General features: G+C 37.9%; 18 protein-coding genes. 13 read left to right on the top strand and 5 right to left on the bottom strand.

The genetic code is table 11. The features are described 5' to 3' along the window. Positions 1–63 precede the first annotated feature (63 nt). From MNY28_RS02960 to MNY28_RS02940, 5 genes are read left to right on the top strand one after another with little or no spacing between them, the layout of a single operon-like run. Positions 64–1,515, top strand: coding sequence for an OprD family outer membrane porin (locus MNY28_RS02960; protein WP_346388856.1), 1,452 nt, complete (start codon positions 64–66; stop codon positions 1,513–1,515). Between the two features lie 36 nt (positions 1,516–1,551). Then, positions 1,552–2,460 carry an MBL fold metallo-hydrolase gene (locus MNY28_RS02955; protein ID WP_346388855.1) on the top strand — a complete coding sequence of 303 codons (909 nt, stop codon included), beginning with the start codon at positions 1,552–1,554 and terminating at the stop codon, positions 2,458–2,460. Continuing rightward, on the top strand, positions 2,453–2,827 hold the full coding sequence (locus MNY28_RS02950; protein ID WP_151900149.1) for a thioredoxin fold domain-containing protein: 375 nt from the start codon (positions 2,453–2,455) through the stop codon (positions 2,825–2,827). The genes MNY28_RS02955 and MNY28_RS02950 overlap by 8 nt, the downstream gene beginning before the upstream one ends. Positions 2,828–2,837: 10 nt before the next feature. Beyond that, positions 2,838–3,272 (top strand): DsrE family protein, encoded by a 435-nt coding sequence (locus tag MNY28_RS02945; RefSeq protein ID WP_151900150.1) that lies wholly within the window; start codon positions 2,838–2,840, stop codon positions 3,270–3,272. 10 nt (positions 3,273–3,282) lie between these two features. After that, positions 3,283–4,209, top strand: a complete 927-nt coding sequence (locus MNY28_RS02940; protein ID WP_151900151.1) for a DUF302 domain-containing protein — start codon at positions 3,283–3,285, stop codon at positions 4,207–4,209. Between the two features lie 5 nt (positions 4,210–4,214). Here the strand turns inward: MNY28_RS02940 and MNY28_RS02935 are convergent, their stop codons facing one another. Beyond that, positions 4,215–5,459 (bottom strand): DEAD/DEAH box helicase, encoded by a 1,245-nt coding sequence (locus MNY28_RS02935; RefSeq protein ID WP_151900152.1) that lies wholly within the window; start codon positions 5,457–5,459, stop codon positions 4,215–4,217. Positions 5,460–5,580: 121 nt separating this feature from the next. Between MNY28_RS02935 and MNY28_RS02930 the strand changes: the two genes are divergently transcribed. Beyond that, a complete protein-coding gene (locus MNY28_RS02930; RefSeq protein ID WP_346388854.1) occupies positions 5,581–6,318 on the top strand; it encodes a hypothetical protein in 738 nt (245 codons plus the stop codon). Between the two features lie 16 nt (positions 6,319–6,334). Here MNY28_RS02930 and lpxB read toward each other — a convergent pair whose 3' ends face one another. Next, positions 6,335–7,378, bottom strand: coding sequence for a lipid-A-disaccharide synthase (lpxB, locus tag MNY28_RS02925; RefSeq protein WP_346388853.1), 1,044 nt, complete (start codon positions 7,376–7,378; stop codon positions 6,335–6,337). Positions 7,379–7,433: 55 nt separating this feature from the next. Between lpxB and MNY28_RS02920 the strand changes: the two genes are divergently transcribed. Beyond that, positions 7,434–8,648 carry an amidohydrolase family protein gene (locus MNY28_RS02920; RefSeq protein ID WP_346388852.1) on the top strand — a complete coding sequence of 405 codons (1,215 nt, stop codon included), beginning with the start codon at positions 7,434–7,436 and terminating at the stop codon, positions 8,646–8,648. 208 nt (positions 8,649–8,856) lie between these two features. On the opposite strand, the gene tgt is transcribed toward MNY28_RS02920, so the two are convergent. From tgt to MNY28_RS02905, 3 genes are read right to left on the bottom strand one after another with little or no spacing between them, the layout of a single operon-like run. Then, positions 8,857–9,975 (bottom strand): tRNA guanosine(34) transglycosylase Tgt, encoded by a 1,119-nt coding sequence (gene tgt, locus MNY28_RS02915; protein WP_346388851.1) that lies wholly within the window; start codon positions 9,973–9,975, stop codon positions 8,857–8,859. A 42-nt stretch (positions 9,976–10,017) separates the two neighbouring features. Next, positions 10,018–11,166: a response regulator gene (locus tag MNY28_RS02910; RefSeq protein ID WP_346388850.1), complete on the bottom strand. Its 1,149-nt coding sequence runs from the start codon at positions 11,164–11,166 to the stop codon at positions 10,018–10,020. Then, a complete protein-coding gene (locus MNY28_RS02905) occupies positions 11,166–11,468 on the bottom strand; it encodes a hypothetical protein (protein WP_151900158.1) in 303 nt (100 codons plus the stop codon). The genes MNY28_RS02910 and MNY28_RS02905 overlap by 1 nt, the downstream gene beginning before the upstream one ends. Before the next feature lie 179 nt (positions 11,469–11,647). On the opposite strand from MNY28_RS02905, the gene efp reads away from it, so the two are divergent. The 6 genes from efp (at position 11,648) to ccsA (ending at position 22,822) form a co-directional block, all read left to right on the top strand. Then, positions 11,648–12,214, top strand: a complete 567-nt coding sequence (gene efp / locus MNY28_RS02900; protein WP_151900159.1) for an elongation factor P — start codon at positions 11,648–11,650, stop codon at positions 12,212–12,214. Positions 12,215–12,244: 30 nt separating this feature from the next. Beyond that, complete coding sequence (locus MNY28_RS02895; RefSeq protein ID WP_346388849.1) at positions 12,245–13,663, top strand: helix-hairpin-helix domain-containing protein; 1,419 nt, start codon at positions 12,245–12,247, stop codon at positions 13,661–13,663. A gap of 87 nt (positions 13,664–13,750) precedes the next feature. Then, on the top strand, positions 13,751–17,368 hold the full coding sequence (dnaE, locus tag MNY28_RS02890) for a DNA polymerase III subunit alpha (RefSeq protein ID WP_346388848.1): 3,618 nt from the start codon (positions 13,751–13,753) through the stop codon (positions 17,366–17,368). Between the two features lie 4 nt (positions 17,369–17,372). Continuing rightward, positions 17,373–18,635, top strand: coding sequence for a M18 family aminopeptidase (locus MNY28_RS02885; RefSeq protein ID WP_346388847.1), 1,263 nt, complete (start codon positions 17,373–17,375; stop codon positions 18,633–18,635). After that, positions 18,635–19,618, top strand: coding sequence for a HAMP domain-containing sensor histidine kinase (locus MNY28_RS02880; RefSeq protein ID WP_151900163.1), 984 nt, complete (start codon positions 18,635–18,637; stop codon positions 19,616–19,618). Before MNY28_RS02885 ends, MNY28_RS02880 begins: the two co-directional genes overlap by 1 nt. A gap of 81 nt (positions 19,619–19,699) precedes the next feature. Then, a complete protein-coding gene (gene ccsA, locus MNY28_RS02875; RefSeq protein ID WP_346388846.1) occupies positions 19,700–22,822 on the top strand; it encodes a cytochrome c biogenesis protein CcsA in 3,123 nt (1,040 codons plus the stop codon). Positions 22,823–22,872 lie beyond the last annotated feature (50 nt).

The following is a 22,872-nucleotide window of genomic DNA, read 5'->3' as shown; positions in this document are numbered from 1 at the left end:
TTAACAATAACATAATCAAACAAGGTTATTATAACACTTTTTAAACAAATAAAAGGGAAACAAATGAAAAATATGATTAAATTGGCAGCTGGAACTGCTGCTTTACTACTAATGGCTACTTCAGCACAGGCAACGTTAAAGACAGATAAGGTTACTTTAAAAGGGAACATGCAAGTGAAGTATAACAAACTTCCATCTCCAGTTGATTCTTTGAAAGAAGCTTTTACTGAGGGTATGTTCTACGGTCGTTTCAGAACAAACTTTTTCTATTGGGACTGGGATGTAGAAAATTATGCAACAGGCGGAAAGCAAAAAGATAACAAAAACAATGGTGTCGGCGGTAGTTTAATCTATAAATCTGCTCCGTTTAAAGGGTTCAGCGGAACTGTTGGCCTGTATACATCACAAAACCTGGATTTCTTTCGTATGGATAAACAAGATGCAAAATATGCAAAATCGGGTAAAGATACATTCAGTAGATATAATTTATCAACTGGCGGGCATTATGGTATTACTGATTTAGGTCAGGCATATTTACAGTATGATGCTACAAAAAAGACAACTGTTAAAGTTGGTCGTCAAATGTTTGAGACAGTGTTTACAAAATCAAATGATACAAAGATGATACCAAATACTTTTGACGGTCTTACTGTTGTCAGTAAAGATTTACCAAAAACTACGGTAAAACTTGCATATTTTACAAAACAAAAACTAAGAGATCATACAGTTGCACATGATGTTCTCGCATTTGATCCAAACAATAAATGGAACCAAAATGATGATTCGGCAATAAACAAAAACCTCACAGTTGCAAGAATAGGACAGGATAACAAACTTATAGTCGGTACTGTGACAAACAAGTCTGTTAAAAACCTCAAAGCAAGTGTAGGTTATGCAACAGTTCCCGGTGTTGTGAGCAATATTACATTGGAAGCACATTATACTATTCCTGTCGGTTCAATGAAAGTTGTCCCTGGTGTGAGATATATGATGCAGTATGATGCTTTGGGTGCCAACTACGGTGTGGCAAACTTAAAAGGGAATCAGACAAACTATACTAATCCGAACTCTTTGGATTCAAATCTGTTATGTGCTAGAATTGACTTTAAACAAGGTGCATTTTTAGGCCGTTTAGGGTACTCAAAAGTAGCTGACAAAGCAGATATCGTTGCTCCATGGCGTGGATTCCCGACGGGTGGATTTACTCGTGCAATGGCTCAGTATAACTGGTATGCAAACACTCAAACTATTATGCTTCGCGCAGGATATGACTTTGGAAAAGCAAAAATTCTTCCAGGATTCAGTGTAATGGTCAGATACGCAATGCAGGATTTTGATGACAATAAACCAGGTGTACAGGCTGATAGCAATATTATTCATATGGATGTTCGTCAGAACATCGGACACAGCAGTGAATTAAAATTCAGACTCGGTATGGTTGACGCGAAACCGACAAACGGTAAGACAGATGTATCATACAATGAGTACCGTTTAGAGTATAACTACTTCTTCTAAAGAGAAGTAGTTTAACACAATTATAAAGGTTATGCTTTGAAGTCATTTTTGTTGAGTATTGTATTATTTCATTCTCTCCTTTCTTACGATTACAAACTTCAGCCTGAAAAAGTAGATGAGATCACCACTCACTGCTTTTTTGGGCTACCAGAAGTGATGGATGAGCATAACAACGGAAACATGTCCAATTCATGTTTTGTTACCCTTGGGAGCAGCTATCTTGTGATAGATAGTGGTCCCACGTATCAGTATGCCCAGCAGGCATATCAAAAGATGAAAACTATCAAAAATCTTCCTGTCTCTTATGTTATAAACACACATGTTCATGATGATCATTGGCTTGGAAATAGTTACTATGCGACACTTGGTGCCAAAATCATAGGATCAGAGGCATTTAAAGAACTCCCTAAGTTGGAACAAACACGCATGCAAAGAAGAATATCTGCCGAGGCATATAAAAAAACGACACAGGTCTTTCCGACTGTTTTTGTAAAAAAAGAAAAAGTTTTACAGATTAACGGAAACAAAGTATATATCAAAAGTGTAAATCATAAAGCGCACACAAACAGTGATCTTTACGTTTACATACCAAGTAAAAAAATTGTCTTTGTAGGTGATCTTGTGTTTAATCAAAGACTTCCCTCACTTCGAGATGGAGATATAAGCGGCTGGTTGGAGGCTCTTGAACAAATAAAGAAAATGGATGTTCAGTATATTATTGGCGGGCATGGAGAAAATATAGATAAAAAAGCCGTTGATTTTACCTATAATTATCTGAAAACCTTAAAAAAAGAAGTAAAAAAAAGGCTGGAAGCGGGTGAAGATATCGCTGATGTTGTAAATGAGGTTAAAATGAAAAAGTATGAAAATGACCCTTTTTATGATTCCATCCACAGACAGAATGTAGAAACAGCTTATAGAATGTTGGAGTGGGAAGATGAGTAAAATTATATTTTTAGTTTTGTTAAGTGCTTTTTCTTTATGGGGTCTTGAATTTCATACTTATGAAGAAGCGTTAAAAATCCAAAAACAAAACAATAAAATTATTATGATAGATGTCATACGTTCGGATTGTCAGTACTGCATCAAAATGAAAAAAGAGGTTTTTGATGATCCGGAAATGTCAGAATGGATAGAAGAGCGTTTCATTCCCGTGGAATTGAATCTTGATTTTGATGAACTGCCTTTGGGATTACATGTATATTTTACACCGACTTTTTTCTTTGTAGATAAAAATCAAAAAATAATTAAACAGATTCCGGGTTCATGGAATATTCAGGATTTTAAAGATTTAACAAAAAACATAAAATAAAGGATAATTCATGCTAAAATTTACACTAATTTTACTAAGCTTTTGTATTCTCTCGTTTGCAGATACAGAGTATGCAGAGCCCAAACCTTCTATAGACAATCCGAGACAAATTGTCTTTTCAGTCACAGAAGATTCTCCGCATGCACTGGATCACATACTCAGTGTCGCAAACAATGTTTTGAAGTTTTACGGACCGGAAAAAGTAGAGATGAAAATCGTTGCCTATTCCAAGGGGATAAAACTTTTGGACAGACATGTGAAAGAGACTGCTGTGCGCGTAGATGCTCTGATGCAGTATGATGTAGAATTTGTTGCGTGTGGTAACACAATGCGGACACTGCATATAAAAAAAGAAGACCTTGTTGACGGCTCCGTTGTAGTAACCGCAGGTGTGGTTGAACTGCTGGAGAGTGTTAAAGCAGGTTGGATTTATATTAAACCATAGGAAAAGAAAAATGAAAAAACTAATTACACTGGCAATTGTACTTTTTTGTGCAGTTTCACTCCAGGCAAAAGGAGACTTGCATCTTTTCAGTATAGAAAACAAAGATGGAAAAATTACTCCATATACTATTGAACAGGCGCTGAACAACGGCGGTTTCCATGTAGAGCTTAACAGCAATATGATAGGACCGTTTAAAAAACAGTTTAAAGAGACACAATACAAAGTTTTTACTTTAATGACATTCTGGAGTAAAAAATACACAAGAGATTTGGTGATTAAGTATCCAAAAGCGGGTGTTTTTACACCGATGGGTATGGGAATCTATCAGGCAAAAAATGAAAATACTTTGCATTTTTCTGTGTTGAGTGCAGAGGCACAGGGAAAAATATTAGGGATTAAAGACCTGTCTCTTCTAAAAAAGATAGAAACAGACGTGCTTGCAGTGATAAAAAAGAATTTTCCAAAAGCAAAGCATACTTACAGTGAAGACAGTTTAAAAACATCACATAATTTAGTAACAGTTTATGAGATGGAAGTAGATGAGGATGAAGACCCTGATGATGTGCTGGATGAACTTCAAATGAACCTTGAAGGCGCATTTAAACCATACGGGTTTGTTGTTCCCCAGTTTATGGATCTCAACGAAGTACTTACACAAGACGGAACAAAAGAGTCACCGTTTGATTTTTATATCACTTACTCTATCTGTAAACTGCCGGTTATTTATACTGTTTCAAAAAGCAGACCTGAAGCATCGGCATTTGCACCATGTACAACAATGTTGTATAAGAAAAAAGGAGAAAATAAAGTTGTCGTAGGTTTTCCGGCTGTGTATAACTGGCTGAGTTCTGCAAAAGTTGAAGACAAAGAGGCGAAAGCGACACTCTTAAAAGCACAAAAAGATTTCGAATCTATTTTGAAAGATATTACAGAGTAGAAGAGTTATCTTCTTGCTCTGCTTCTGTTGGCATTTGAGCCGCGGGAGTTTCCTCTTGGCTTGTTTCTTGAGCCTCGGTTTCCACCCATATTGATAGGTTCTGCTTTGATGCTCGGATCGGGTTTAAAACCTTTGAGCCATACCTTTTGTATATCTTTTTTTATCAGCTTTTCTATATTGCCTAAAAACTCATCTTCATCAACACAGACAAGGCTGATTGCCTCACCTTTATTGCCTGCACGGCCGGTTCGTCCTATACGATGCACATAATCTTCGCTGACATTAGGCAGTTCAAAGTTAACGACATGAGGCAGCTGGTCGATGTCAATACCGCGGGCTGCAATATCTGTAGCTACCAAAACTCTCACATCTCCTTTTTTGAAATCAGCAAGCGCTTTTGTACGGGCATTTTGGCTTTTGTTTCCATGAATGGCAACTGATGAAATACCCTCTTTTTCAAGCTGTCCGCTGAGTTTGTTTGCGCCGTGCTTGGTACGGGTAAAAACAAGAACCTGCTGCCATTTTCCCTCATGTATAAGATGGGTTAAGAGTTCTCTTTTTCTTGTCTTGTCAACAGGATAGACACTCTGCGCTACACTGGTGTTTGACTCGTTTGTGCGGGCTACTTCTATAAGCGTAGGAGATCTTAAAAACTGGTTTGAGAGTTTTTTAATGGCATCCGAATAGGTTGCAGAAAAAAGCAGGGTTTGTCGTTCGCTTGGAATAATGTTGACAATTTTTTTAATGTCGTTGACAAAACCCATATCGAGCATTCTGTCCGCTTCATCTAGTACCAAAAACTCTATTTCTCTCAAATCGATTGTTTTTTGGGAAATATGGTCAAGCAGACGTCCCGGTGTTGCAATGACAATATCAATGCCTTTTCGCAGTTGTGTAATCTGCGGGTTAATCTTTACACCGCCAAAAATAACAGTTGATTTAAAAGGGGTATGTTTGGCATACAATGCGACATTTTCGGCAACCTGCAGTGCAAGCTCGCGTGTCGGCGTCAAAATAAGTGCACGGACTTTATGCTTTTGCTTTGAAGATTTTTTGCGTGAAAGCAACTCCAAAAGAGGCAGTGTAAAACCTGCGGTTTTTCCTGTTCCTGTCTGTGCACCTGCCAAAATATCTTTTTTTTGTAAAATGACGGGAATCGCCTTTGCCTGAATGGGTGTAGGTATGTCATACCCTTGTTCTTTGACAGCTTTTAAAATCGGCGCTGAAAGACCGAGTGAATTAAATGTAATTTCTTTTTGAATCGTTTTTTCCTAATGAAGACTTAAACAAGTCTTTTGTTTATTCTTCTATAATAGCATAATTTATGGCATTTGTGGGTATAATTTCAAAAATACTTTTATAGGACACCAAATGCCTGCTGAGACCATTGCCATTAAACCAAACAACCATCGTATTTATCCCTGCCCGGATGATAAAAAAACAGAACTTTTAAATAAAATTATAGAAGAAAACAAGAATGAAGATATTTTAATTGTTTGTGCAAACAATTCTCAAGCACTTAAAGAAGAGCTGGACAATAAAGAGATTCCGGTCATAGAAGACAGAGAACTTGTAAAAAACAAAGATTTGACCTGTGGTTTTTTGATCAGTTATGATATGCCGATCAAAGCCATCGTCTATATAGCAAGAGTGTCAAAAGCTACACACAAGGCCGTAATGCTGTTGGATGAGAGTGAGCAAAAAGCCCTGCATGCCATAGAAACACTACTGGGTCGTGCTATTAAACAAGAAAGAGTGACAGGTTTTGAATATCCGCAAAAAGAGTCGAAAAACAGTGATGAACCCAAAAGAAAAAAACTCTCAAAAGATGAGATAAGAGAAGTTGCTAAAAAACGGTATGAAAGTTCTACACAGGAAAAGCCGAAGTTTGACAAGCCAAAAGGTGATTTTACAAAGGATGATGAAAAAGAGAACAAATGGGCAAAAAAGAAAAAAGCACCCAACAAGTTTTTAGGCAAAGATGAAAACGGCAAAGCAAAATTTTCAGGAAAAAGCGGCGAGCGTAATCACCGTTATGACGGGAAGCCAAGAGAAAAGCTCACAGGGAAAAAAATAAGCATTCAAGCCCGCAAACCAAAAGATACATAAAGGCATTAGTTTGACGCTAACGGGAAAGAATTTCTGCCACTCTTTGAGAACTCCCATGCTGCAGATATTCTCTTAAAGATTGGGAATTTTGTAAAAATTTCTCTCTGTCATACTCTTTATAAGCATTTAAAAGATTTTCTACAGTCACATCTTTCTGAATAAACTCAGGATGCAGTGCCTCCTTTTTATACTGTGAAAACATAATATTCCCAAGACCAAGATAATCCAGTTTCACAAGTCTGCTTGCTAGAAAATAATCAAACGGTTTTGCAATGTAACTCAAAACAAAAGGCACACCTATGAGTGCCGCTTCAAGTGTAGCCGTTCCACTGCAGATAAAAGCAAAATCTGCATTGTAAAGGGCGTTATGCGGTTCATGCGTGATGTCAAAATTACTTATATCTCCATATAATGACTTGATGTCTGTCTGGGAAAAATGCTCAGGTATAACCAGTGTTGCCTTTACATGTAAGTGCTGCACAAGTTCCCTAAAAACAGGCATGAGTTTTGTAATTTCACCTTTTCGACTGCCGGGCATAAACACGACATTTTGTACTTCGTCCCTGAGGGATTCTTTAAAGTGTGTAATTTGGTCAAGTAATGGATGCCCGACATATTCTATAGGAGCTTCTTTTGGATAGTAACTCGGCTCAAAAGGTAAAATAGAGCATAACCTGTCTATAGTTTTGGCAAGCACGGGAATGCGTTTTTTCTTCCAGGCCCAGGCTTGGGGCAGTATATAGTAGATTATCTTTTTTTGCGGGTATCTTTTTTTAATTTTTTTTGCCAGAGGCAGGTTAAAGCCCGAAGAGTCTATCAGCAGTATTTTATCCGCCTCTTTTGCAAGTTCTGTCATTTCGTCTGCAAGTTTGAAAAAGAACCGTAATTTTTTCAAAGCATCCACAAAACCCATAATAGCAAGGCTTCTCAAATCCACAATGGGCTCTCCCAGATTTTTATCAAAGATACCTATAAATTCAACATCATCGGCCAACTCTTTTTGTAATGATTTGAGATGCATATTTGCAGAGTGTTCGAGTGCTGATACAAGAATTTTCATGAGTTTTAAGCCTTAATAATTTATAATACGGACATTATATCAAAGGTGGTCTGAAATGCTTATATCAAATGCCGTAGTGTGTGACGTAAACGGAGAAAGAAATGTCGATGTACAGATACAAGACGGTGTGATTGTCGCCATAGGTGAAAATTTGCAGGATGAAAATGTTATAGATGCCCAAGGTGCCTATCTGTTGCCGAGTCTTATAGATACCAATGTAAGAGTGCTGGATTCTTCTTTAAATGCAAAAAATATAAAAACACTTGCGAAAGAGGCAAGAAAAGGCGGAGTAGGGCATATTGTATTAAATGCCGATGCAACACCTGCTATTGACAATGAAGTTGTTTTGGAATTTGCACAAAACGGTGTCAAAGATATTAAGGGCGTAAAGATTGATTTTATGCTGAACGCTTTAAAAGAAGATATGGCGCTTTCAAATATCGCGATTTTATTAAAAAAAGGTGTTGTGGCCCCTTATATGAGCACGATAGCAAAAAACAATATTGCTATTAAAATAGCAGAATATGTCAAGATGTATGACGTAACACTCTTTTGCAAGCCTGAGGACAACTCTTTGATTAATGCCGGTGTAATGCTTGAAGGAGATGTCAGCTCAAAACTCGGACTGGCAGGAATTCCTGAGCTGAGTGAAGTATTACATGTATCACGAATGATAGAAATAGCAAGATATTTCAATATTAAAATACTCTTTAAGTCCATTGCCTCACCTCGTTCTATAGAGCTTATCACTAAGGCAAAAAAAGAGGGTGTCCATGTAAGCTGTGAAGTCTCCGTGCATCACTTGATTTATTCCGATGAAGCCTGTGAAGGTTTTAATACAACGGCAAAACTCAATCCTCCTTTAGCAAGCAGGGAAGATGTCATTCTTTTGCAAAATGCTTTAAAAAATGGTGATATTGATGTTCTGAGTGTTTTGCATCAGCCAAATTCACCTGTAAATAAAGAAGTGGCGTTCTTTGATGCGGCCTATGGATGTGAAGCACTAGAAGATGCACTGCCGATTTATTATACAAAACTGGTAAAATCAGGGATGATCTCTATGAGCGAATTAGTAAAATTGACTGTACAAAATCCTGCCAAATGTATCAATACGAAAGCAGGAATTATAGAGGTAGGACAAAATGCAGCAGACATTGTGCTTTTTGACACAAATGAAAAAAAAGTTATCCACAATGCCCAGTCGCTTTATAACGGCGAAGCACTTTTTGGAACTGCTATTCCAATGCCGGAAGAGCGTGATAAAAAGTAACAACAGTCGGCACTGAAGTACCGATTCCGAAGTCTTTTTGGAACCCGTACTTCAGTGCGGGCGAGAGTGGCAGGAAAGTTATTACAGAAAAAAATTTGGTTTTATTTTTAAGCCATGCTTTGGCATAGAAAGTACCGATTCCGAAGTCTTTTTGGAACCCGTACTTCAGTGCGGGCTGAATTGCTTTTATGTTTAAATTACTTGAAAATCAACTTCTTTTTGCATAAAATATTTGTTTATACTCTGCAAAGCTGTCTGCTAAAATAGCCTCACGAACTTCTCTCATCAGGTTGAGATAGTAATGCAGATTGTGAATCGTAGCAAGTCTGAAGTAGGTTATTTCACGCGCACGAAATAGATGGTTGATGTAGGCACGGCTGTATGTTTTACATGTAAGGCACTGACACTCAGGGTCTATAGGTAAAGGATCTTCTTTGAATTTTGCCCCTTTGATGTTTATTTTCCCAAATGAGGTAAAAAGAGTGCCGTTTCTTGCATTTCTTGTGGGCATTACACAGTCAAACATATCTATGCCGCGTTCAATATTTTCTATTAAATCTTCCGGTGTACCGACACCCATCAGGTAGCGCGGTTTGTCTTTTGGCATATATTGTACGGTATGTTCTACCGTATCGTACATTTCATTGTTGAGTTCTCCTACAGAGAGCCCGCCGATGGCAAAACCGTCATAATCCAAAGCACACAGTTCGGTCGCACTTTTTGTTCGAAACGCTTTGTCTGTGCCGCCTTGAATTATGGCAAAAATATTCTGTTCAACGCCCACACCCTCTTTTTGCTTTGCACGAAAGTACTCTATTGATTCTTTTGCCCAGGCAGTTGTCCGTTCTATAGAGAGTTTTATGCGCTTCTGTGTTGCCGGCAGTGCAACCAAATCATCTAAAATCATCATTATGTCAGAACCGAGATTGTGTTGGATGTCTATTACCTTTTTAGGTGTAAAAAAGTGTTTGCTGCCGTCAATGTGGGAACGAAACTCTATGCCGTCAGTTTTTGATTTTGAGATATCGCTTAAAGAAAATGCCTGAAAACCGCCGCTGTCTGTCAAAAAACTTTTAGGGTATTGTGTGAATCCGTGAAGTTTGCCCATCTTGGAAACTGTTTTGTCTCCGGGACGCAGATACATATGGTAGGTGTTTGCCAAAATGATGTCGGCACCGAGTAATTCTAAAACATCATGAGCATCCAAAGATTTCACACTGCCTATAGTGCCGACAGGCATAAAAACAGGTGTTTTAATAGTGGAGTGGGCTGTTTTAAGAGTTCCTGCACGGGCATTTTTTGAAGTTGCATCTAAAGTAAATTCCATATTTCTCCACTCATTTTAAAATTTTGTGAAATTATAGCTAATTTATGTCAGTAAAATATAGGTGATATCATCTTCTTGTATTTCTATCTTTTTTTGATACAAATTTTCAAATTCCTCAACACTGTTTGCCTGCATAAAATCTTCTGCAATATATGCATTATAACTCTCTTGTGAATTATGAACCGTGTTCTCATTCAAACCGTCACTGTAGAGAATCATTTTTTTAAGTTTTTGTATATCCAGTGTGTCAACAGTAAATTTTTTTGTATAGGATGCCAGAGGAGTATTGTTGGATTTGAGTTTGCATACTTCATCGGTATCGAGCATATAGAGTAGAGGAGGCATAGAAAAAATCGCATAACTCAGGGTATTGTGCTTAAAATGTAAAAAATGCGCACAAAGTACTTCATATTTTAGTAAATTTGGTCGTATAAACTTCACTAACGAGTTGAGTAATGTCTCAAGCGAAAACAGTTTTTTTTCTTCTTTTAGCAAATCAACAGAGTAGTTGACAAAAGAACTGCACAGCATTGCAGTCACAGAAGCAGAGATGCCTTTGCCCATACCGTCTACCAAAAAGATAAAATACTCATTTTCATTTAACTTTCGTATAATATAGCTGTCTCCGCTGAGCGTGTCTTTTGGCTTATAGACGGCTTTACATGTAAGTTTTAGAAGCCTGTTGTCCTCTTCCAAATCATTTTTTGTAATAATTTTTTCTTTTGCAAAAGTAATACCTTCCTGATAATTGCTGTATTTTATTTTTTGGTCCTGTTCTTTCATAATACATCTGTCAACTATGATGGATTTTACTGCCTGATTGAATATTGAGACTAAAGAAGAGACAGTAAAAGGTCGTTTTAAAAAGCTTGCAATATGCAGATCAATTGCTTCTTTGAGAATTTCAATACTTTGAAAAGAAGTTACCAGTACTATTGGAACAGAAGTATCCACTTTGCGTATTTTTTTGCTCATTTGCAGTCCGTTGCATATCGGCATACTGTATCTGGTAATAACAATATCTATTTCATTTTTTTGAAAGCTGTTAAAACCTTCTAGACCGTTTTTGGCACAATATACATTTTTGAACATATCGGCAAAAATGTTTTTATATATCTGTATCGTTTTTGTATCGTTTTCAACACATAATATATTTAAAGTTTTATATATGTCTGATATATAGTCATTCATCAATGCGCGGAGAGTTTTTTTACATTCAATAAAGGAACCAGATTCAAATCATCCAAAAGTTCATGCAAACCTTCATTTTGTATGTGTACCTCAAGATTTATCCCGTCGTCCACGAGTTTACACAGGTATCCTATAATAGAGGAGGTAATGGAGATGGATTCCAAAATGAGAATTTTTATATATTTTATATCCGGAGAATTGTCAATCATCTTTTCAATTTCGTTTTTTATTTCTTCATAATGGCTTATAGCCTTGATATTGCCTTTTACAGTTATAGTATTTAATGATGATGAAATTTCCATTTTTAGCTCCAGTTTGCTTTTTATAAATAGTACGCCTCTATATATTAAGAATTGCTTAATCTTGCGATTTAAAATAGCAAATAATAATAAAATGTCACTAATCAGATATTTGCAATGCTATTAGAGACTTCTAAGCCCATTTATTATAGAATTGTAAAAATATTTTTAAAGGTGAGTGAATGGCAACAATCGGTATGAGTGATATCAAAAAAAATGTGCGTCTGATAGTAGGGGAAGTTCCATATAAAGTAGTAGAGTTCCAACATGTAAAACCGGGAAAAGGGGCAGCATTTGTCCGTATGAAAATGAAAAGTTTTTTAAACGGCAAAGTGGTTGAAAAAACAGTGCATGCGGGTGACAAGTTTGAAGTGCCTGTGATTGAATACAAAACAATGCAGTATCTGTATGATGACGGAGAGATGTATCAGTTTATGGATAATGAAACATATGATCAGCTTGGCTTGACATATGAGCAGTGTGATGATGCTTCTAAATGGTTTAAAGACGGTATCAACGTTGATATTGTGTTTTACAAAGGCAAGGCGATTTCTGTGCAGGCTCCGGAAGTAATGGAATTTGTTATCACAGAAACACCGCCGAATTTTAAAGGTGATACATCAAGCGGAAGCAAAAAACCTGCAACACTCGAAAGCGGTGCTGTTGTTCAGGTACCGTATCATGTGCTAGAGGGCGATACTGTTAAAGTCAATACAGTTGACGGCGAGTATTTAGAAAAAGTTAAATAATTTAACTTCACTGATTAAGGAATAAGCAGCATGGGATTAAGCAATAAAGAGTTACCGAAATTAGGCCTTTTGTATATGGACTATGTCCTGAGATTTTTTGACCACTCCAATTTCAAAGGGTGGCCAAATAAAATAGAGACAGTGACATATCACTGGAAAAATGATAAAGAGAGATTTATTCAAGAGGTCAAAGACAAAAAAATTGATGTACTTATCGGCAATATTCCTGCTACTGCTTATGAGACATTTCGTGAAATTGCTCGAGCCTTGCCTCATGTGCGTTTTATTCCTTCTTTGGATACACAGTTTTCTAACAAATCAAAAGAGAATGTGACACGGTTTGCCTGGAAATATGACTTGCCGATTCCAAAGACCTATATTTACTACAATCATAAAAAAGCGGATGAAGCACTGAAAAAAGCAAAGTACCCTAAAATCATCAAAAAGTCCTACGGACCTTCAAATTACGGCGGTTATTTTGTACATAAAGTCGACAGTTATGAGGAAGCAAAAGCACTTTTGGAAGAAAAAAGATATCATCCTGTCTATGTGCAGGATTTTGTGCCGATGGAGGCAGACATTCGTGTTATGCTCATAGGGCATAAACCTGTATGTGCCTTTTGGCGTCGTGCGCCTGAGGGGGAATGGCTGACAAATACTTCCCAGGGCGGCAGTATGGATTATAATGATGTACCAAAATCCGTACTTGATTTGGCAGTGAAAGTCTCAAAGGCTGCAAAAGCAGAATACTGGGCCTGTGATGTGGCTTACGGCAAAGACGGGAAAGTGCGTATTTTAGAGTGTGCGACTGCATTTGCCGCTTTTCCTTATATAAGAGACTGGATCGGGGAATACCTGATGTGGCTTTTAAGCGAGGGAAGATTTAGAAAACCGCATATTCCAATGTTTAACTGGGAAGAGCTGGGAAAAATCTCTCCGGATTTGCTGCGAACAATGCGACACATTACTTTTGGTGAATATCGTGCAAGTTATGACGGTGCCTACTTTGGTAAAAAGAAGAAAATGTATGGTGACAAAGAAGTTTATCTGCATGAACTGGATAAAAAGTATAAAATTTCTGCCGTCAAACCACGATACAGTGAGGAGTGGCCGAGTGAAAAATGGAATTATCAGGATAAACTCTCGCTTAAACCGTTGCGTTCTTTGAAGAAAGATTCGAATGTAGAAGTTCCAAAGCCTACGAAAGATGAATCACAGGAGTCTTTTAGTGATGAGGTGAAAATTACACAAGAAGAACTGAGTGATTTTTTAACATCTGTAAAAGGCATAGGGAAAAAGAAAGTAAAAAAAATAGTGGAACATTTTGGTGATGTGGAAGAGGTAATTGGTGTATTGCATCAAAATCCGAATATGCTGACAGAAATAAAAGGCATTACCGAGAAGCTTGTAAAAAAAATAAAAAAAGCATGGAAAAAGCTTCTTAAATAAGGAGCTTTTTTTCATCTTCTTACCTCAAATTAAGTCATTTTAACTATAATCACTCTATTCTTTACATACTAAAAAACGGAGTGATTTTTGAGTGCAAAACCTTCCTTTACACATTTACATCTTCATACAGAATACTCACTGTTAGACGGTGCAAACAAACTCTCAAACCTTGTTTCAAGAGTCAAAGAACTTGGGATGACAAGTGTTGCTATGACAGATCACGGCAATATGTTTGGAGCTATTGATTTTTACAAGCAGATGAAAAATGCCGGACTCAAGCCTATTATCGGTATGGAAGGGTACATTCACAACGGTGAGACTCTTGGCGATAAAAGTACAAAACAGCGTTTTCATATCTGTTTATATGCCAAAAATAAAAAGGGATATGAAAATCTGATGTACCTCTCCTCCAAAGCCTTTATAGAGGGATTTTACTATTTCCCTCGAATCAACAAAAAAGAGCTGAGAGAACACAGTGAGGGGCTTATCTGTACCTCTGCATGTCTCCAGGGAGAAGTAAACTGGCACCTAAATCTGCAAAATGAAAGAAATGTCAAAAACGGTGCGCTCGGATATGAGGGTGCTTTAGATGTCGCTCGGGAATATCAGGATATTTTCGGTGATGATTTTTACCTTGAACTGATGCGTCACGGTATCGGGGATCAACTCTACATAGATGAGCAGATTTTAAAAATTTCCAAAGAAACAGGTATTAAAGTTGTGGCGACAAATGACACACACTATACCTATCCTGAAGATGCCCAGTACCATGAGGCCTTTATGTGCATAGGGATGAATAAACTTTATGATGATCCAAATCGTATGCGTCACTCGGTACATGAGTTTTATATAAAATCTCCTGATGAGATGGCACGGCTTTTTGCCGATATTCCGGAAGCTTTAGAACATACACAGGAAATTACAGACAAAATAGAAGATTTTGTACCCATTGTAAAATCACCGACACCGCCCAACTTTAAATTTACGCAGGAGTATGCAAAAGAAGAGGGGCTTGATATAGACTTTGAAGATGATCCCCCTTTACCTGAAAATGCCACAGAAGAAGAGAAAAAAAAGTGGATGAGTGCTGCTGATAAGAATGATGCTGAATTTTTCATTGTCAAATGCCGACAGGGACTCCAAAAGCGTCTGAAAATTGTTCCAAAAGAGAAGCATCAGGAGTATCGTGACAGGCTGGAATTTGAGATGAACATCATTAACTCTATGAAATTTCCTGGTTATATGATGATTGTTTGGGACTTTGTTAAAGAGGCAAAGCGTCTGGGTATTGCAGTAGGTCCAGGACGGGGAAGTGCTGCCGGAAGCCTGGTTGCCTACTCTTTGGAGATTACCGACATTGACCCGATGAAATACGACCTGCTTTTTGAGCGTTTTTTAAATCCTGAGCGTGTGAGTATGCCCGATATTGATATGGATTTTATGCAGGCGCGCCGCGGAGAAGTGATAGACTATGTCACAAAAAAATACGGGCGTAATCAGGTTGCCCAAATCATTACTTTTGGTTCTTTGCTTGCCAAGGGAGTCATTCGGGATGTGGCACGTGTTTTGGATATGCCGCTTAGTAAAGCCGACCAGATGGCAAAACTTGTACCCGATGAACTCGGCATTACACTTAACGGTAAAACAAAAAACGGAGAGTTTAAAGAGGGTGCTTTTCAAAAAGAGCCAAAACTTCGAGAACTCATAGAGAGTGATCCTCAGGTCGGACGGGTTTGGGAATTTGCCAAAAAGCTTGAAGGGCTCAAGCGAAATGCAGGAATGCACGCTGCCGGTGTCGTTATAAGCAATGAAGAGTTATGGAAAAAAACACCTATATACAAGCCTTCCGGGGAAGATACTTTTGTCACACAGTATTCACTCAACTATATGGAAGATGTCGATTTAATCAAGTTTGACTTCTTGGGTCTAAAAACACTCGATGTTATTGATAATGCAATCAAACTCATTAAAAGAAGATACAACAAGGAGATAGACTGGCATCAGATAGACGAAAATGACAAAAATGTGTATGATGTCATTCAGACCGGTGAAACAGTCGGAATGTTTCAGATAGAATCATCCGGTATGCAGGATCTGAACCGTCGTTTAAAACCTTCAAACTTTGAGGATTTGATTGCGGTCCTGGCACTGTATCGTCCGGGTCCTATGGAATCAGGGATGCTTGATGATTTCATCGAGCGTAAACACGGACGACAGGAAATTACCTATGTTTTTCCCGCACTTGAAGAGATACTCAAGCCTACCTACGGAGTTATAGTTTATCAAGAACAGGTTATGCAGATTGTGCAGACTATCGGCGGATTTTCTCTCGGTGGTGCAGATATTGTGCGCCGTGCCATGGGGAAGAAAAAAGTCGAGGAGATGCTTAAATACAACAAAGAGTTCTCCGAGGGTGCAGCCAAACAGGGGCTTGATTATAAAACGGCTTCAGAACTCTTTGATTTGATTGAAAAGTTTGCCGGATACGGTTTCAACAAATCACACTCGGCAGCCTATGCCATGGTTACTTTTCAAACGGCATGGCTCAAGACATATTATCCCAATGAATTTATGGCAGCACTTTTAACCTCAGACAAAGACAATACAGAAAAAGTAGTGCGCTATATAGATGAAGTCAAGCGAATGGGCATAGCACTTTCTCCTCCTGATATCTGTGACTCTTATCTGGAATTTTCTGCTATTACGAAAAATCAGCAGGAGATTATTTTGTTTGGTTTGGGCGGTATAAAAGGGGTTGGAGAAGCAGCTATTTATGCCATGATAGAAGAGCGCGAAGAAAACGGTGACTATACCTCTTTGCAGGATTTTGTCAACAGAATCGAGCCAAGTAAAGTAAACAAGCGTGTTATTGAAGCCATTATAAAGTCAGGCGGATTTGACAGATACGGCTACTCACGAAAAGCACTCTTAGACCAGATAGAACTGATTGTGGAGACGGCAAAAAAAGCGAGTGAAGCAAAGAAAAATGCAGTTGGTTCTCTTTTTGGAGATGATGAAGAGATTACAACCGTAAAACTCGAGCTTACAAACTCAGACGAATATGAACTCAAAGAGATTTTAGAGTTTGAAAAAGAGACTTTGGGATTTTATGTCTCCGGGCATCCGATGGATAATTTCAGACAAGAATTGGATGAGCTAAATTATACACTCTCATCAGAACTTGAAAGCATCAAAGACGGCTCTTTTGCTATATTTATAGGAAAAGTAGAAGAGATAACGAAAAAAATCTCTAAAAAAGGGAATCAGTTCGGTATTGTCAACCTGATGGACTTTCATGGAAATATTGAAATTATGCTTTTTTCCGATAAGCTCGAACAACTCAGTGAAATGGATCTGGAAGAACCTGTTGCTTTTAAGGCAAGAGTCACGCATACTGATTTTGGACCACGACTCAATGTTACAAAGCTAATGACACTCAAACAGGCAAAGAAAGAGACAAAAAAAGTAAAAACAGAGATTCAAGAAGCGCCGCCGGAGCCAATTAATTTGGCTGTACGGCTAAGCAGTAATTTTGATGTACTGGAAAAACTTTATACGCTTATCAGGCAAAATCCGGGGAACAGACCGCTTAAAATTACCATAGTGTCAAAACTGCACAATGTCGTCATAGATTCCGCCATACATGTAAATGCACAGCTCATAACTGCGCTTGAAGGCAATGAATTTGTGGATATAATAGGATAAACAGATGAATAAACAAGATTTTAACGAAGGACTTTTAGGCTTTTTGGATGCTTCGCCTACGCCTTTTCATGCGACGCAAAATATGGCAATGATGTTTGAAAATGCAGGATTTATCAAGCTTGATGAAGCAGATAAATGGGAACTTAAAGCAGGAGAAAAGTATTATGTCACACGCAATGGCTCTTCAATCATTGCCTTTACCTATCCAAAAACAGAGAAAAATTATGTGATGGTCGGGGCACATACCGATTCGCCAAACCTGAAACTCAAGCCAAATCCTGTAATAAAAGAGCATGGTGTGGTGAAATTCGGTGTTGAGCCTTACGGCGGACTGCTCTTAAATCCCTGGTTTGACAGAGATTTGTCTTTAGCGGGTCGGGTAAGTTATCTTGATGCAAACAAGACTTTGCAAAGTATCTTGATTAATGTGCAAAAGCCAATCGCTGTTATTCCATCGCTAGCCATTCATTTGGACGACAAAGCCAACAAAGAGAGAACGGTGAACAAACAGACAGATATCTGTCCGGTTTTGAGCACAAATGAAGATTTTGATTTTGATGAATTTATTAAATGGCAGCTTGCAAACAACGGTATTGGAGATGTCGAAGAAATTTATGCAAGTGAGTTGAGCTTTTATGATACACAAAAAGCAGAATTTGTAGGGCTGCGAAATGATTTTATTGCAAGTGCGCGGCTTGATAATCTGCTGAGTTGTTATACAGGCATGGTTAGTATTTGCAGTGTAAATACAGACAAGCCTATGCTTTTCATCGCAAGTGACCATGAAGAGGTGGGGAGTGAATCGACGAGCGGAGCAGGGGGCAGTTTTCTAGAAAATACCCTGCACAGAATGTTTGATGATTATGAAGAGTATATGCAGATGACAAGAAGCTCTTTGATGATAAGTGCAGACAATGCCCATGCAATTCATCCAAATTACCCGGCAAAACATGACAGCAATCATGCCCCGCATATAAACAAAGGTGTTGTCATAAAAGTCAATGCAAATCAGCGATATGCCTCCAATGACAAAACAATAGCAAAGTTTAAGTATAGCGCTTCATTGTTACATGTAAGGCTGCAAAATTTTGTGACAAGAAGCGATATGGGATGTGGCTCCACCATAGGACCCATCACGGCTTCGCGTTTAGGAATAGACACCATAGATGTAGGACTGCCAACCTGGGCAATGCATTCCATACGCGAACTTGCCGGTAGTGATGATGCACATGATTTGTATAAAATTTTGACAGGACTCAGTGCTTAATGGCATCTATTACACCGCAGGAACTTAATGTTCTTATTCAGCAGACTTATAAGGTTGAGAATGAGTTTAATGAGTTAAAGGCCTCGTATGCACACCTGCAGGATACTGTTGAAAAGGTTGTTGAATTTCTCCCTAATGCTATTTGGATTCTTAACAGTGATAACACTGTTTTTTTGCAAAATTCCCATGCAAGAGAGTTATGGGAGCTTTTAAAGCTTTTGGAGTACCGTGATGAAGATTATGAAATTACTTTTAATGCACACTCCTACCTTGTCAAGAGTTCTACCTATAAAGACAAAGTGATGCTCTCTGCAACAGATATTACAGAACAAAAGCGAAAAGAGAATCTTGCCACTATGGGACAGATGGCAGCCCACCTTTCCCATGAAATACGGAACCCTATAGGTGCGATTTCTTTGATGAGTTCGACACTTAAAAAACGGGTACTTCCTGAAAATATTCCAATAGTCGAAGAGATACAAAAATCAGTTTATAGAATTGAGCGAATCATTAAAGCGACACTGATGTTTTCAAAAGGTGTGCAGACACAAAAAGATCTTATACCGTGGAGTCAGCTCAAAGAGTCTCTGGATATGGCGATAGCCTATTACGGATATTCAAAAGAGATAGAGTTTGTTTTTCCAAAAGAGGATTTTTTTATGCATGCAGACAAAGATTTACTTGAAATGCTGTTTGCAAACTTTATCACCAATGCCATTGATGCGATAGAAGAGGATGAAAACGAAGAGGGAAGGGTTGAAATAACCTATGAAAATGATGGAATATATCACATCTTTAAGATATATGACAGTGGTGTGGCTATAGATAATGAAAAAGAGCTTTTTGAAGCATTTAAAAGCACAAAGCTCAAAGGCAACGGTTTAGGACTTGTTCTTTCCCGTCAGATTGCCGAGGCACACGGCGGAAGTGTAAATTTATGCACTGTGCAGAAAAAATGTTTTGAAGTGAAAATTAAAATGTAAGTTAAAAAGGCGTGATTGTTTTTAGGTTAGTTTATTATTATCTTATTGCAAGTATAATAATTTTTTTTTAAAAGGTTAAACATGAAAAAAATTCTCTCTTTAATTGGTTCAATGCATACGATGGCAATTTTAATGCTTATTTTTGCATTTACAATAGGGTATGCAACGATAGTTGAAAATGACTATGGAACGATGACTGCAAAAGCAGAAATCTATAATGCACGATGGTTTGAGGTTTTGCTGGGTTTATTGGCTTTGAATCTTTTGTATAATATCTATCGATTTAAGATGTACAAACTCTCTAAAGCGCCTATTTTTATCTTTCATATTGCGTTCTTGGTGATATTGGTCGGTGCGGCAGTGACGCGGTATTTTGGTTATGAAGGGACTATGCATATTCGTGAAGGAGGCAGTGCTTCTTCAATTGTAAGTGCTGATCCCTATATAAGCATAAAAGTCAGTAACGGCAGTGACACAAAAAAATTCTCTAAAGTTTTATATCTTTCAAAAAGAGGAAATAATGATTTTGAGGCGTATTTGAAGCTTGAGAATAAAAAGGTTGATGTGAAGCTTGTAGAGTACATTCCTAATGCCATAGAAACTTTGGTGGCAGACAAAAACGGCAAGGCAATAGCAAAACTTATGGTTACAGGCAGTGGACAGGGAAAACCTGTAGCACTTGAAGAGGGCAAGTTTTATAATGCGGGAAGTTTTATTCTGGATTTTAATTCAGGCGAACATTTTGATAAACCGGTTTTGTTTTTGTATATAAAAGACGGCAGGTTGTACCTGAAGCATGATATGAAACTTTCTTACTTAAAAATGGCTGACCGATCCAGAGGCAGTTTGGATGCAAATGATCATGAAGCGCTTCAGACAAGAGTTCTTTACAGCAGTGATTTAGGCGGTTTTGTTTTGCGTGATTTTATGCTGCATGCACATAAAAAAGTGGTTTCAAACCCAAAATCCATACTGCGGGCTTCCGGTGTAGATGCGCTTAAGTTTTTGGTTCACAGTGGCGATAAACAAAAAGAAGTCCTGGTATACTCACAAAAAGGTATGCTTGGTGTTCCCAGTGAAGTGGATATAAATGGTTTACATGTAAGTGTTGCCTATGGTTCAAAAGAGATAAAAATTCCTTTTACCTTAAAACTTTTGGATTTCCAGCTTGACAGATATCCGGGATCTATGAGTCCGGCATCATATGCAAGTGAAGTGGAACTTATAGACAAGGAAATGGGAATTGATATGAAATACAGAATATATATGAATCATATTTTGGAACACAGAAATTACAGATTTTTCCAATCTTCTTATGATATGGATGAAAAAGGAACAATTTTGTCAGTAAACCATGACCCAGGAACACTGCCGACATATATAGGGTATTTTTTACTGGCACTCGGAATGTTTTGGGCACTCTTTTCCAAAAAACACAGATTTGCCAAACTTTCGGCAAAAGCAAAAAAAGCGAGTGAGTGTAAAATAGTTCCGGCATTGTTGATTGCAGGTTTGGCATTTGCAGTGACACCGGCAAAAGCCGCTGAACTTGATCCGGCTATAAAAACCATACTTTCTTTTGATAAAGAGCATGCACAAAAATTTGGACATTTGATAGTGCAGGATACAAAAGGACGTATGAAGCCGATAGATACACTTGCTTTGGAAGTATTGGCAAAAATACACAGAAGTTCTACATTGCAAGTCGGAGAAACAGAGTTAAGTGCAAATCAGGTAATCCTGGGCATGATGATACGACCGGATGTTTACAAAGACATAAAACTTATTCGAACGGGTGATGAAAGAATAAATGAGGCCATAGGAATAAAAAAAGATGCAAAATATGCCTCTTTTGCACAGTTTTTTCAGGATCCTGCAGGTATGCGGGGTTACAAGCTTTTGTCTCTTGTTGAACAGGCTTCAAGAAAAGCTCCAAAAGACAGAAACAAGTTAGACAAAGCTGCCTTGAAAATTGATGAAAAAGTAAATGTTGTTTATATGGTTTTTACAGGTTCACTGTTGAAAATATGGCCAAAACCGAATGACCTTAATAACAAATGGTATGCAACAATTGAGGCTTTAAAAACATTTGATGCTTCTCAGGCTGAAAAAGTCAGAATGATTGCGATAGCCTATTTCACAGCTGTCGATGCTGCTCTTTCAAACGGAGAATGGAAAATCGCTGATGCAGGATTGAAAAAGATAGACGAATATCAGAGGTTCTACGGTTCTGCTGTCTATCCGAGTGAAAATAAAATAAAAGCAGAGATTTTTTACAACCACTCAAATGTTTTTGAAATTCTTTGGCCATTGTATTTCATTATGGGCTTTGTATTGTTGATTTTAAGTTTTGTGAAAATTTTAAAACCGAAATTTCAAATGCAAAAAATTACAAAAGTTTCTTTGGGACTTTTAGGTATCTTTTTTATTGCACATACTTTGGGTCTTGCACTGCGATGGTACATATCGGGACATGCTCCATGGTCAAACGGTTTTGAATCAATGACATATATTGCATGGGCAACGGTTCTGGCAGGATTTATTTTTTCCAAGCAGTCTCCTATTACGCTGGCATCTACGTCAATTTTGGCAGGTCTGATTCTGTTTGTGGCACATTTGAGCTGGATGAACCCGCAGATTACCAATCTTGTGCCTGTACTTAATTCTTACTGGTTGAGTATACATGTATCAATGATTACGGCAAGTTATGGTTTTCTGGGGCTTGGAGCATTGCTTGGATTTATCACCCTGTTGCTGTTTATTGTAAAAAATGACAAAAATGACAAGCAGATTTCGCTCTCTATTAAAGAGTTGAATGCCATTAACGAAATGAGTTTGATCATCGGGCTTGTTTTGTTGACAGTCGGAAACTTTTTAGGCGGTGTCTGGGCAAATGAATCCTGGGGCCGATACTGGGGATGGGATCCAAAAGAGACATGGGCACTGGTGACTATTTTAGTCTATGCCGTTGTTATCCATGTACGGTTTATTAAATCTATTTACAATGACTTTAATTACAGTGTAATCTCGCTCTTGGCATTTACATCGGTTTTGATGACATATTTCGGAGTGAATTATTATCTTGCGGGTATGCACTCGTATGCAAAAGGGGATCCGGTACCTATTCCTGACTTTGTTCCGGTAACCTATGCAATAGTGTTTATAATTATTGCACTTGCTTTTAGAAACAGAAAATTAGCATAGAAATACCAGATTTTAGGCAAGCTTAAAACCTTGGTTTTAAACGCAATGCT

It is taken from the genome of Sulfurimonas sp. NWX367 (genome assembly GCF_039667065.1).
Lineage (GTDB): Bacteria > Campylobacterota > Campylobacteria > Campylobacterales > Sulfurimonadaceae > Sulfurimonas > Sulfurimonas hydrogeniphila.
The sequence above is the reverse complement of the archived record's forward strand: the minus strand, read 5'-3'. Positions and strand labels throughout refer to the sequence as shown.

What these genes read in the sequence shown, in the direction of transcription:
- MNY28_RS02895 (WP_346388849.1), top strand. Translation starts at nt 12,245, where the DNA reads ATGGGATTAAGCAATAAAGAGTTACCGAAATTAGGCCTTTTGTATATG.
- MNY28_RS02920 (WP_346388852.1), top strand. Translation starts at nt 7,434, where the DNA reads ATGCTTATATCAAATGCCGTAGTGTGTGACGTAAACGGAGAAAGAAAT.
- MNY28_RS02940 (WP_151900151.1), top strand. Translation starts at nt 3,283, where the DNA reads ATGAAAAAACTAATTACACTGGCAATTGTACTTTTTTGTGCAGTTTCA.
- MNY28_RS02885 (WP_346388847.1), top strand. Translation starts at nt 17,373, where the DNA reads ATGAATAAACAAGATTTTAACGAAGGACTTTTAGGCTTTTTGGATGCT.
- MNY28_RS02905 (WP_151900158.1), bottom strand. Translation starts at nt 11,468, where the DNA reads ATGGAAATTTCATCATCATTAAATACTATAACTGTAAAAGGCAATATC.
- MNY28_RS02945 (WP_151900150.1), top strand. Translation starts at nt 2,838, where the DNA reads ATGCTAAAATTTACACTAATTTTACTAAGCTTTTGTATTCTCTCGTTT.
- MNY28_RS02960 (WP_346388856.1), top strand. Translation starts at nt 64, where the DNA reads ATGAAAAATATGATTAAATTGGCAGCTGGAACTGCTGCTTTACTACTA.
- lpxB (WP_346388853.1), bottom strand. Translation starts at nt 7,378, where the DNA reads ATGAAAATTCTTGTATCAGCACTCGAACACTCTGCAAATATGCATCTC.
- tgt (WP_346388851.1), bottom strand. Translation starts at nt 9,975, where the DNA reads ATGGAATTTACTTTAGATGCAACTTCAAAAAATGCCCGTGCAGGAACT.
- MNY28_RS02930 (WP_346388854.1), top strand. Translation starts at nt 5,581, where the DNA reads ATGCCTGCTGAGACCATTGCCATTAAACCAAACAACCATCGTATTTAT.
- MNY28_RS02910 (WP_346388850.1), bottom strand. Translation starts at nt 11,166, where the DNA reads ATGAATGACTATATATCAGACATATATAAAACTTTAAATATATTATGT.
- ccsA (WP_346388846.1), top strand. Translation starts at nt 19,700, where the DNA reads ATGAAAAAAATTCTCTCTTTAATTGGTTCAATGCATACGATGGCAATT.
- MNY28_RS02880 (WP_151900163.1), top strand. Translation starts at nt 18,635, where the DNA reads ATGGCATCTATTACACCGCAGGAACTTAATGTTCTTATTCAGCAGACT.
- MNY28_RS02950 (WP_151900149.1), top strand. Translation starts at nt 2,453, where the DNA reads ATGAGTAAAATTATATTTTTAGTTTTGTTAAGTGCTTTTTCTTTATGG.
- efp (WP_151900159.1), top strand. Translation starts at nt 11,648, where the DNA reads ATGGCAACAATCGGTATGAGTGATATCAAAAAAAATGTGCGTCTGATA.